The organism is uncultured Litoreibacter sp. (assembly GCF_947501785.1).
Lineage (GTDB): Bacteria > Pseudomonadota > Alphaproteobacteria > Rhodobacterales > Rhodobacteraceae > Litoreibacter.
Window position 1 is genome coordinate 1598557 of record NZ_CANMXB010000001.1, and the last position, 11558, is coordinate 1610114.

Consider the following 11558-nt stretch of genomic DNA (forward strand, 5'->3'; position numbering starts at 1 on the left):
GGAATTCTATATGCGATGTGCCACCATAGCGGCACATCGCGGCTTACTTCGGGCCCTTTACTTCGGCGCGCCCCAGATTTTGGCAGCGTTCGCCTCGGTGTTTTCGGCGGTGTAGAGATTGCCACCGACATAGTTCAGCCGCTCAACGGTTTCGCCTGCCAGAATGCTGCTCACCAGATCAACCGCCTTGCGGCCCGTCGCGTCTGTTCCCATCACCACAAACGCATCCGCGGTGCCAGACATGACCGCGTCATAGCCGTCGCGCGACCCGTTCACACCGGTGATGACCACATGGCCGTCTTCGCCCATTGGCACCAGCTTGCCGGTATCGGCCAGAACGGTTTCAACCGCCGGAATATGGGTATCGGTGGCCGCAAAGACCGCCGCCACGTCGGGGTTCGCCTGAATGGCGTTCTGGGTACCGGACAAGGCGCGCGCCGAGTCCCAATCGGTCGGAACCTCGATCAGCTTGACGTTTTTGAGCGCGGCAATGCCTTCGCGGAAGCCCGCAGAGCGGTCGATCCCATTCTGGTCATTCAATGCGCCGATCAGCTCGACGATCACAATCTCGCCCTCGCGGCCCGCAAGCGCCTGCGCGGTGTAGTCACCTGCCAAACGGCCATCAATCAGCGAGTCCGGCCCGACAAATGCCTGCACAACCTGGCTGTCTGGCAGGTCGCGATCATAGGCCACAACAGGAATACCGGCCCGTTTCGCGGCGATCAGCGCCCGCTCGATCGTGTTTTGGTCCACGGCGCAGACGAGGATCGCGTCCACCCCTTGGGCAATCAGAGATTGGATCTGCGCGTTTTGCTGCTGGGCGTCGCCGTCCGCGACAACTTCGACAACCGCGTAGCCCTTGTCGGCCGCGCCTGCCTTGATCCCGTTATTCACCGCAACACGGCTTTCAAACAGCTGATCAACCGACAGCCCGATGGTGATGTCTTGCGCAAACACGGCGTTGGCCATCGACATCGCGGCCGCAGCAATCGCTCCAAATAGCATCTTCATTTCTGATTTCCTCCTCAAATTTCCCGACTGAATGCCGGACCGCGAAGCGCAGTCACGAAAGGCGTTCAGTTACTCCACTTTCATTTAAGCAAGTCGCTTTTATATTTGCAACAACTATAAACCGATCTCGGAGCGCCCCGGAATCGCAAGGGCCATGTCCTAGAATTTTTGATAAACCGTGCGCTTTTGCAGGTATCCTTCGATCCCGTGCATACCGTCCTCGCCACCCACACCGCTCAGCTTGTGGCCGTTGTGATAGCCTTGAATATAGCCAACAATTCCCGAGTTCAGAAAAATCGTGCCCGTTTCAAGGCGCTGAATTGCGTCCATGTAGATTGACGGGTTTTGGGTCCACAAATAGGCAGACAGCCCATCCGGCCTGGCATTTGCGACAGACAGCGCCTCTTCGTAATCGGCGACCCGCACGATGGGCAGCACGGGGCCGAAAATCTCTTCCTGAACAGCCGCCGAGGCGGGCGTCGCGCCGACCAAAACCGTAGGCTCATACCAATTCCCGGACTGAAACGCAGGCTCATTGGGCCGTTTGCCGCCAAGCGCAATTTTGGCGCCCTGCGCCACGGTGTCCGCGACGATCCTTTCCACGCGCTCAAGCGCCTCCGGCGTGGTTATTGGGCCCATCCCGCCATTTGACGTGGGGTCGCAGAGTTTGACCTTGGCCGCACGCTTCAGCAGTTTTTCGGTGAATTCGTCGGCGATGCTGTCCTCGACCAGCACGGTTTCATTGCAGATGCAGACCTGCCCGGCATTGGCAAATCGCGCGACAACTGCGGCCTCGACGGCGGCATCGATATCGGCGTCCTTGAGAACGATGAACGGCGCACTGCCGCCGAGCTCCAGCGACAGGGCGGTGATGTTTTTCGACGAGGCTTCGGCCACCATCTGACCCGCGCGGATTGAGCCGGTCAGCGTGATCATGCGCACGATGGGGCTGGTGGTCAGCGGCGCGCCGACATCCACGCCGGTGCCCGTAACCATGTTGATCACGCCGGGCGGGACCCCTGCCTCTTGCACGATGCGGCAAAAGACTGACGCGGTGACCGGCGTCGCCTCATGCGGCTTGATGATCATTGTGTTGCCGGTGACTAGCGCCGGTCCGACTTTGCGCCCGATTAGCGCCAACGGATAATTGTATGCGCAAAGCGCAAGCGTGACGCCATAGGGCACTTTGTAGATGAACAGCTGCTCGCGCGGGTTGTCGGAGGGCAATATGTCGCCGCGCAACCGCCTTGCGGCCTCGGCCGAATAAGTGAGGTACCGGATTGTGTCTGTGACCTCACCCGCGGCCTCGGTGCGGGTCTTGCCCTGTTCTTGTACCAGCAATTCCTCAAACAGCTCGCGCTCGTTTTCGACGCCTTTGGCGATTGCGTAGATGTGCTGCGCGCGTTCAACCGGGGGCAGCAATTGCCAGCGGCGCTGCGCCTTTTGCGAGCTGTCCAGCGCGCGCGCCACGTCATCTGGCGTGCATGAAGGCACCTCGGCCCATTGCTTGCCGGTTGAGGGGTTGAACACAGGCATGCGGGCACCGTTAGACGCGCCGATCCATTCATTATCGATCATGCATTTATAGAACATTCGTCTAGCTCCCCTGCCCCAATAGAATGATTTTCCCGAAGGCCCCGCCCGAGGCCATGAGTTGCAAAGCCTGATCTATTTGCCCCAGCGGGAAGGCCTGCGCCGTCAGGGCGTCAAAATCGACCGCACCGGATTCGATCAGCTGAACCGCCTCTTCAAATTCGCGGTTGAATTGGAAGGAGCCGACAAGTTCGATCTCCTTGAGCATGATCAGGTGCAGCGCCACTTCGGCGGAGCGCAATTGAATGTTGCTGAGGATAGAAATGCGGCCCTTTTGCCGAACCGCCTTCAGGGCCGTGTTGAAGGCGGCAATTGCGCCGCTGGCCTCGATCACGACATCAAATCGTTTCTCGATCTCGGCGTCCTTGAACGTGCCAGGGACAAGCCCGGTCGACGCGCCTGCCCGTTTTGCGACCTCGACAGCCGGGGCGCGCAGATCAAGTGCCGTGACATCGGCGCCCCGTGCGACCGCACCGGCAACCGCCAAAAGCCCCATCGGGCCGCAGCCCGTCACCAGTACCTTTTGACCCGCCTGCACCTCGCCCTTGTTGAGCGCGTGTAGTGCGCAGGCCATCGGCTCCGCGAATGTCAGGTGACGCGGGCTGACGCTACCGGCCACCGGGCGGCAACACCGTGCGGGGTGATCAATGACGTCGCGAAAGAAACCGTCCAGATGCGGCACCGTGGTCGCCGACCCCGGGAATTTCTTTGCCGTGCACAGGTTCATCTCGCCGCGTTTGCACGGGTCGCAGATCTGGCAATTCATGATGGGGTTCAGCGCCACCAACTGACCAGTCTCAAGCCCGGACCCATTGGCGTCCACCACGTATCCGCAGGCCTCGTGCCCCAGCGTGACCGGGTTTTGCAGAACGAACCCGGCGTTGGAGAATTGCGAATAGTAATGCAGATCGGTGCCGCACAGGCTGGCCGCTGCAAGCTGCACCCGCACATGGCCCACCGGCAAGACGTTGCTGGCCTGCGTGGCGGTCGTCACCTCGCGGGCCGCGACCAATTTCGTTTCAATCATCGACATGTCATTCGCCCCTCAAAAACCAATGGCGTAGCCGCCGTCGACGGGCAGATTGACCCCGTTGACATATCCGGCCTGATCGGACGCCAAATAATAGATGGTGTTGGCCACATCCTCGGGGGTGCCGAAACGGTGGCTCGGAATGCGCCCCTCTATCTTGTCCCGGCGCGCCGGATCTTTGGCGAGCACGGCTCTGGTCATGTCCGTGTCGATGAAGCCGGGGCTGACCGCATTGCAGCGGATGCCAAACAGCGCCGCGTCCACCGCGACGGAGCGGGTCAGCCCAACCACGGCCGTTTTCGCGGTGACATAAGCAGCCGCCGATGGCAGCGCCATGATGCCGCCCATCGACGCCACGTTGACGATCGCCCCGCCTGTCGTGCGATGCAGCTTCACATACCGCCCACAGGCCGCAAACATCGCGCGCACATTGATATCGAGCACCATGTCCAGCTCGTCAGCGCTGACGTCCCACACCGGCTTTTTCAGATGCACGCCAGCATTGTTGATCAACGCGTCGATCGGGCCCGCGGTCTGATAAATGTCGTCCAGCCAAGTCGCGTCGCGGTCTTGGGCGATGTCGTATTCATGAAAGACGCAGTGCGCGCCAAGCGCATCTGTGCCGCCTTGGCTGCGCGCCACGACATGCACGTCGAACCCCGCCCCTAGAAAGCGTTTGGTCTGGCTGAGGCCGAGGCCCTTGTTTCCACCTGTGATGACGGCGACGGGCATGGGTCAGTACCTCCCTGCGTGATGGCGATAAAGCGTGTTAATGGTGGCGAGAAAGGTCTCAGACGCGACGCCGGTGGTGAAGAAACCGGGCATAATCTCGCAAGCGGCGTCGACGAAACCCAGAAACCAAGGCGCGCGGGGCCTGGTCCATGCCGCGTCAATGGTGCGCAGGCCGCCTTTGAAAAATCCCGCAACATCCGCGTCTTCCTGATGGTCGAGCCACGTGTGCCGGTTGGCGGGCTGGCCGTTGTTGGACAGGTAAACGCCCGACTGCACCTCGCGCGATGTGATCCAGCGCGCAAACCGGGTGGCGGTGTCCGGATGCGTCGTTTTGGCAGAGACCCCAATCCCCGCGCCCCCCAGGATCGCACGTGGCAGGGACTGCCCGGCGCAGAGCGGCAAATCAAAATAGGCGACCCGGTTTCGGCGAAACCCCGGCCTTGCGTAGTTCACGTAGCCAAACAGGCAGGGCGCGCAGGAGAACTCGTCCGTCTCGCAAAGCGTGTCCAACACGGCTATGGGGTTCATCTTGATCTGGTCGCCCGGCCCGAGGCGATAGAGCGCGCGCAGGACCTGCAGCGCGTATATCCCATTGTCGTCACTGACGAACCTGTCAGCATCCACCGGCATGTCGGCGCCGCCCCGACCGGCAACCAGCGTCATGAACATATCAAACGCATCAACCGGCAAGAGCGGGGTCAGCGGCCGGTACTGCGCGGCCTCTTCGCTCAAAAAGTCTTCCCACCTCTTTGGCAGCGGCGGGGCCAGATCAGGCCGATAGGCCGCCATCTGGCAGGCCGCATCCAAGGCGTAGGCCCAGCACTGCCCGTTCCAATTGTAGCTTTCGGCGGACCCACCTAAGGAAGCATCCGGATCATCTGGGGGCTCAAGCGGCAACAACGCCCCCGACTCGGCGATTTGTCCGACATGCGGGTGATCCAGCACGATAAGGTCGTAGGTTTCGGCCAAGCCCAGAATCGGCGCGTCCGCAAAGGCCTGAAGCGACCGCTTGTCCCACTCAATGCGCACACCGGTCTGCAGCGCGAACCGCTCAGACGCCGCCAGAACGGGATCGTAGCCACGCGGGTGGTCCCAGGTCATTCCTTTGAGTGTCATCGTTGCCGCCTTGCAAATCCTGCCATCGATTATGGCGCGGCGCGGCAATCACTTGCAAGTGTCAAAATGATTTTGATATTTGCAAGTGACGTGGTATTACGATGAGCGGAAAATGTGGTCACTAACATTTGCGGACTTCCCCGCGACGACAGACATCCGGGCGACCCGAGGAGCATATGGCGGACAAAACGGACGGCGACGTGCGGCTAGACGTCGACAATCACATCGGCGAAATCATCCTTGACCGCCCCTCAAAACACAATGCGTTGACGCCGGACATGTACCGCAAGATTGCGACCTGCTGCGCCGACGCCAATGAAACATCCGCCGTCCATGTGGTGATCATCCGCGGCGCCGGTGAACGCGCGTTTTGCGCCGGCTCCGACATCAAGGCGCTGGAGGGGTACGAAGACTTCTGGGCCTGGCGCAACAGGTTCGACTACATCCCGCCAATCCTAGGCCTGCGCAAACCGTCCATCGCCGCGATCAAAGGCTGGGCGCTTGGCGGCGGGCTTGAAATCGCGCTTGCCTGCGACATGAGGGTGGTGGCGCGGTCTGCGGTGTTTTCGGCCCCAGAGGTTCGGCTGGGATGGAACGGAGCCGGCGGGGCGGCCCAGCACCTGACCCAAATGTGCGGCTACGGGCAGGCCATGAAGCTGCTGCTGACAGGCGACCGGTTCAGCGCCGAGGAGGCGGACGCAATGGGCATGGTGGAATGGCTTGTTCAGGACGAGCCTGAGGCGGAGCTTGCCAAGGCGCGCGAGATAGCCGCGCAAATCGCCGAATATTCCAGCGTTGCGACTCAATCGGTGAAGGCCGCCGTGCGTGGCGCGATGGATTTATCCACCGAACAGGGGCTGCGGCATGAGAATGATCTGATGTCACTTTGCTTTGCCAAGGCCGAACACGCTAAGCTGCGCGCTGAGAAAAACGGAGAACACTCATGACGCGACAGGGCAAAAGCATTTCCGCCACGGACAGGAAGTCCAAAGTGGCGGTTCCCGCCGTTGAAAAGGCGCTGGACGTCCTGGAGCTGCTGGCCAGATCCCCGGACGGTTTGACGATGAACGAAATCGTTGACGCGCTGGGGCGGACGATGGGCGAGCTGTACCGCGTTGTCGTTTACCTGGCGGAGCGCGGCTTTTTGCAGCAAAGCAGCGACACCAGCCGCTACGCGCTGACCCTCAAACTGTTTGAGCTGGCCCATACCCACGACCCGACCGAACGGCTGATCGCCGCCGGGGTCCCCTTGCTGGAACGCATCGCGGCGGCGACGCGGCAATCTTGTCATCTGGGCGTTCTCAACCGCACCAATGTGCTTGTGCTGGCATCCGTGCCAAGCCCCCTGCCCGCCGGGTATTCCGTGCGCACGGGCGCGTTGTTTCCGGTCGATCAGACCAGTTCTGGCCATGTCATCCTGGCGTTTTCAACGGCAGACATCCAAGAGCGGTATATCGGGCGGCTGCCCAAGAAGGAGCAATCCGCCGTGAAGGCCCGTCTTGAGCGCATCCGCCTGAACGGGTTTGAGGACACGCCCAGCACCATGATCCACGGCGTTCGAAACCTCTGCGTCCCGGTCTTTGACACGCGCGGCGTCGCCGCGGCGATCACGTCCGGCTTTATCGAGCAACGCGACGCCAATACCGATGCCGACGCCGCGCTCGCAACAATCCGGATGACGGCGCTGGAGCTGTCGCAGTCATTGGGCTTCTTGCTGGAGACCAGCCCGTTTGAGACCCCGCTCACCCAATAAGGACCCCCTGTGAAGATGACCCAGACCGCCGTTGAGTTGCCCTTGCAAGGGCTGCGCGTATTGGACTTCGCTCAATTCCTTGCTGGACCGGTGGCTGCGCTGAGGCTTTGCGATCTGGGCGCTGAGGTTATCAAAATCGAACGACCGCAAGGCGGCGACCTGTGCCGGTCCATGGTCGTCAACGATCAGAGGCTGGACGAGGACAGCCTTGTTTTTCATACATTCAACCGCGGCAAGAAGAGCGTCACCGCGGATCTGAAGGACCCCGGCGACCTTGCCGCCGTCAAACGCCTGATCAAAACCGCCGACGTGATGATCCACAACTTTCGCCCCGGTGTTATGGACCGTGTCGGGCTCGGATATGAGACGGTGCGTAGCCTCAACCCGCGTATCGTCTATGGCGCAGTGTCAGGCTACGGCACCGTGGGCCCCTGGAGCAACAAACCGGGGCAAGATTTGCTGGCCCAATCCCTGTCAGGCATTGCCTGGCTGAACGGCAACGCGCAGGACGGGCCGGTGCCGACGGGCTATGCGATGCTTGACGTGGCGACCGCAGGCAACCTGGTGCAGGGCATACTGGCCTGTCTGGTCCGCCGCGGGATCACCAACGAGGGCGGTCTGGTCGAGGTGGACCTGCTATCTGCCGCGCTCGACATGACATTTGAGCAATTCACCTGCTTTCTGAACGACCATCTGACCCAACCAAAGCGCCACGCGCTGGGCAACGCCAACCCTTACCAACCGGCCCCTTACGGCGTGTACAAAACGGCGGACGGCTATCTGGCCTTCGCGATGACCCCGCTTGAAAAAGTTGCGGATCTGTTGGGCTCGCCCGAGGTCGCAACCTTTTCGCAAGACCAGTCCTTTTCCCACCTCAACGAGATCAAGGCGATTATCGCCGACGTGTTTTTGACCCAACCCACCCAGCATTGGCTTGACCTGTTGGAGCCCGCCGGCGTCTGGTGCGCGCCGGTGCTGAATTGGCCGGACTTTGTCAAAACGGACGGCTTCAAGGCACTTGACGCGGTTCAGACCATTCGGTCGACCTCTGGTGCAGAGGCGCGCACCACGACCAGCCCGATCCGGATTGACGGCAAGCAGCTGAGATCAGAGCAAGGCGCGCCGAGGCTTGGCGCAGATACCGCGGACATATTTGCAGAAAGGGTCTAGCGCATGGAGTTGCCTCTGGACGGCGTTCTTGTCGTCGATTTCAGCCAGTTCCTTGCCGGCCCATACGCATCATTGCGGCTGCTGGACATGGGCGCGCGGGTTATCAAGGTTGAAAACCCGGATGGCGGCGACCTGTGCCGGAGCCATTACCTGAGCGAAACCGAGGTTGACGGCGATTCCACCCTTTTTCACGCGATAAACCGCGGCAAACAAAGCATCGCGCTGAACCTGAAAACCGCTGAAGGCCTTGAAAGCGCGCGGAAATTGATGGCGCAGGCCGACATCGTAATCCAGAACTTTCGGCCCGGCGTCATGGACAGGTTGGGTGTGGGATATGCCACTGCGGCGGCCATAAAACCCGACATTATCTACGGCTCAATTTCAGGCTACGGAGCCGCTGACGCCTGGGCCGACGCGCCAGGTCAGGACCTTCTGGCCCAAGCGCGATCCGGCATCATGTGGCTCAGCGGAAACTCCGATGACGGCCCCGTCCCGCTCGGCCTTCCGATTGCCGACATTGCCGCAGGGGCCGCACTGGCACAGGGGCTGTTGGGCGCACTTTTCCGGCACGCAAGGACCGGGCGCGGCGCGCATGTCGAAACCAGCTTGCTTGAGGCCCTGATCGACCTGCAATTCGAGTTCCTGACGACCTATCGCAATAACGGGTTGGTCCCCCCGGAGCGGCTGCAGCGCGGATCGGCGCATGGCTACCTTGCCGCGCCATATGGCGTATACCCGACGTCAGACGGTTTTCTGGCCATTGCCATGACCCCGCTCCCCGCTTTGGCCAAAGCGCTTGGTGACGCGGACCTCTTTGCTGATCTTCGGGAGCCGCATGCGGCGTTCCAGTCCCGCGACGAAGTATACCGCCGCATTGAACGTCACCTTCGCACGCGACCAGCGCGCGACTGGGAAGCCGACTTGTCCGCAAAGCAGGTCTGGTGCGCCGAGGTGGTCGGGTGGGACGAGCTTACCGCGATGGGGGCGTTTGACCGTCTGGGCATTCATTCCGTCATCGGCCACGCGTCGTCATCCAAGCTTGAAACGATGCGAAGCCCCATTCGGTTGGACGGCCAAAGACCGTCGGCCACGGTAGGCGCGCCGCTGCTGAACGCCCATGCCACAGAAATACGTAAGGAATTCGATCTGCACTAGGTCGCGATGCGCCGGGGCTGACCCCCTGCCCCATTCCAGTGGGGCAAGGGGTCGTTCGTAACATCAGGTTGCGGCCTGGATTTGTGCAACCGCCTCTTCGGTGCTCCAGACGGCATTCGCCATGTAGCGGAAATTGATCAAGGCGGCGAGGTAGCCGTCCCCTTCCGGCAGCATTGCAGCAGCGGTTGCGTCGCGCACAACGGCAACCTCGAACCCGTCTTCAAGCAGTTCGCGCATGTGGCTTTCGGTGCAAAGATTGGCCGACATACCCGCCAGAATGACCTGATCCACCCCTTGCTTGCGCAGCTGCAGCGACAGGTCGTTCGTGTCATTGCCGTAGACCTTGTGCGGCGACGTCACGATGGTTTTTCCGTCCTCGATATATTGCTTGTACTGAGGCATCCAATCAGCGCCGGACCCTTCAAACCCGTCGAGGTTCAAAGCGCCTTTGCGGTCAAACATGCCGATCTTGTGCATCAGCTTTTCCAGCGCGCCTTCGAATTTCCAGCCGTGATCCGTCGGGTAGTAGTAATGCGGCGAGACGGCGGTGGTGATGTCAGCAGCCTTCGCTGCTTTGAACAGCGTTTCGATGTTTTCGACGGTGTTATGCTCGGTCACGCTGGCGCCGATGACGCCCCAGGTCACGCCCTCGGGGTGCAGAAAATCAACCTGCGGGTCGGTCACCACCAACGCGGCGCGGGACAGGTCCAGCTTCATGTTGGATGGCGGCAACGCGGGTTCGGCGGGGTCAGCATAGGGGCTGGCCGCCTGCGCCTGCGCCGATTGGCTACCGGCAACAACAGCTGCAGCGGCGGCGGAGGCCGCGATGCCGCCCCGCAGCGCCGCGCGGCGGGTCAACTCGGGGCCTTTGTGGTTGTGGTCTGGATTGTCGCAATTACACATTTCTTGGATCCTTTTCTTTGCGGTATGCGAAATATGCCTAGAACCTCGCATGTGCCTTTCCGTCCGATACTTGTGCCCAATCTATTTCAAAGGTGCCTTTCCGTCTAAAATCGCGTTACGCAGAAGCCATGAACTACGAGCACATCTTCGAAGAGCTGGAAATTGAGACCAACCCGTTTGCGCTTTGCGAACTGAAGGGGACCTGTGACCTTGGCCTGGGCCGCGACGCATCCGCCACCTTGCACTACGTCTTGTCAGGTGAGGGGGAAATCAGGCTGCGGTCCAAGCCCCCGCTTAAGGTATCGCGCGGCACTCTGGTCCTTATCCCGGCGCTGCAAAGCCACGCCCTGCACAGCTTTGGAACCACCCGCGACCCGGTGCCGAGCTGCAAACCTGCCGCGCTGAAGCTGGCCAGCTTGATGGCCGGCAGCCGACAGAGCGACAATGGCCAACTCACCGCCCTTTGCGCCCATGTCAGCGTTGGATTGCGCGGCATCACGGACGTTATCGACCTCATTCGCGAGCCGCTGATCGAAAACGTGTCCTCTTCCAGCCAGTTGCGACCCGCGCTTCAGGCTTTGTTGGTCGAGGTGTCCAACCCCGGTCTGGGCAGCCGCGCGATGATCCGCGCCCTTCTGATGCAATGCATGATTGAGATGTTGCGGACCAGGCTGACGACAAATGACCGCGCCCTGCATTGGATGGCCGCCCTGGCCGACCCGTCGGTGTGGAACGCCCTGCGGTCCATGCTGGATGCGCCCGGCGACAAACATACGGTCGAAAGCCTGGCCGACAGCGTCGGCATGAGCAGGGCTTCCTTTGCGAAACGCTTTGCCGACGCCTATGGGTCCGGCCCGATGGAGCTGCTGCGCGATTTGCGCATGCTCCGCGCTGGGTCGCTGCTGCGTGAAACGGACTTGCCGGTGAAACGCGTCGCCGAGCTGGTCGGATTTGCGTCGCGCAGCGCCTTTACCCGGTCATTTGAGGCAAAAACCGGACAATCGCCCCGCGCCTTCCGCGCCTCGTCGCAATAGCCAAGCCCCTGCGTCACTTTGCGCCCCCCAATGGGGCTGACTGCGACAGTTAGGAACCTGT

General features: G+C 61.3%; 11 protein-coding genes. 5 read left to right on the forward strand and 6 right to left on the reverse strand.

Annotated features, from left to right (window positions below; genetic code table 11):
- Positions 1–57: 57 nt before the first annotated feature.
- The 5 genes from Q0899_RS07970 to Q0899_RS07990 form a co-directional block, all read right to left on the reverse strand.
- The gene (locus Q0899_RS07970; RefSeq protein WP_299192013.1) at positions 58–1011 is read right to left on the reverse strand and encodes a sugar ABC transporter substrate-binding protein; all 954 of its coding nucleotides are present in this window, start codon (positions 1009–1011) and stop codon (positions 58–60) included.
- 159 nt (positions 1012–1170) lie between these two features.
- Positions 1171–2604, reverse strand: a complete 1434-nt coding sequence (locus Q0899_RS07975; protein ID WP_299192015.1) for an aldehyde dehydrogenase family protein — start codon at positions 2602–2604, stop codon at positions 1171–1173.
- A gap of 4 nt (positions 2605–2608) precedes the next feature.
- Positions 2609–3637 carry an alcohol dehydrogenase catalytic domain-containing protein gene (locus tag Q0899_RS07980; protein WP_299192017.1) on the reverse strand — a complete coding sequence of 343 codons (1029 nt, stop codon included), beginning with the start codon at positions 3635–3637 and terminating at the stop codon, positions 2609–2611.
- A 12-nt stretch (positions 3638–3649) separates the two neighbouring features.
- Positions 3650–4366, reverse strand: coding sequence for an SDR family NAD(P)-dependent oxidoreductase (locus Q0899_RS07985; protein WP_299192019.1), 717 nt, complete (start codon positions 4364–4366; stop codon positions 3650–3652).
- Between the two features lie 3 nt (positions 4367–4369).
- The gene (locus Q0899_RS07990) at positions 4370–5482 is read right to left on the reverse strand and encodes an extracellular solute-binding protein (protein WP_299192021.1); all 1113 of its coding nucleotides are present in this window, start codon (positions 5480–5482) and stop codon (positions 4370–4372) included.
- 176 nt (positions 5483–5658) lie between these two features.
- On the opposite strand from Q0899_RS07990, the gene Q0899_RS07995 reads away from it, so the two are divergent.
- The 4 genes from Q0899_RS07995 to Q0899_RS08010 are packed head-to-tail and all read left to right on the forward strand — an operon-like array spanning position 5659 to position 9560.
- A complete protein-coding gene (locus Q0899_RS07995; RefSeq protein WP_299192023.1) occupies positions 5659–6429 on the forward strand; it encodes an enoyl-CoA hydratase/isomerase family protein in 771 nt (256 codons plus the stop codon).
- Positions 6426–7235 (forward strand): IclR family transcriptional regulator, encoded by an 810-nt coding sequence (locus tag Q0899_RS08000; RefSeq protein ID WP_299192025.1) that lies wholly within the window; start codon positions 6426–6428, stop codon positions 7233–7235. Before Q0899_RS07995 ends, Q0899_RS08000 begins: the two co-directional genes overlap by 4 nt.
- Positions 7236–7250: 15 nt before the next feature.
- The gene (locus tag Q0899_RS08005; RefSeq protein ID WP_299192027.1) at positions 7251–8405 is read left to right on the forward strand and encodes a CaiB/BaiF CoA-transferase family protein; all 1155 of its coding nucleotides are present in this window, start codon (positions 7251–7253) and stop codon (positions 8403–8405) included.
- A gap of 3 nt (positions 8406–8408) precedes the next feature.
- Positions 8409–9560, forward strand: a complete 1152-nt coding sequence (locus tag Q0899_RS08010; protein ID WP_299192029.1) for a CaiB/BaiF CoA-transferase family protein — start codon at positions 8409–8411, stop codon at positions 9558–9560.
- Between the two features lie 63 nt (positions 9561–9623).
- Here Q0899_RS08010 and Q0899_RS08015 read toward each other — a convergent pair whose 3' ends face one another.
- The gene (locus tag Q0899_RS08015; RefSeq protein WP_298296769.1) at positions 9624–10463 is read right to left on the reverse strand and encodes a cysteine hydrolase; all 840 of its coding nucleotides are present in this window, start codon (positions 10461–10463) and stop codon (positions 9624–9626) included.
- A gap of 128 nt (positions 10464–10591) precedes the next feature.
- On the opposite strand from Q0899_RS08015, the gene Q0899_RS08020 reads away from it, so the two are divergent.
- Positions 10592–11497: an AraC family transcriptional regulator gene (locus tag Q0899_RS08020; RefSeq protein WP_298296766.1), complete on the forward strand. Its 906-nt coding sequence runs from the start codon at positions 10592–10594 to the stop codon at positions 11495–11497.
- Positions 11498–11558 lie beyond the last annotated feature (61 nt).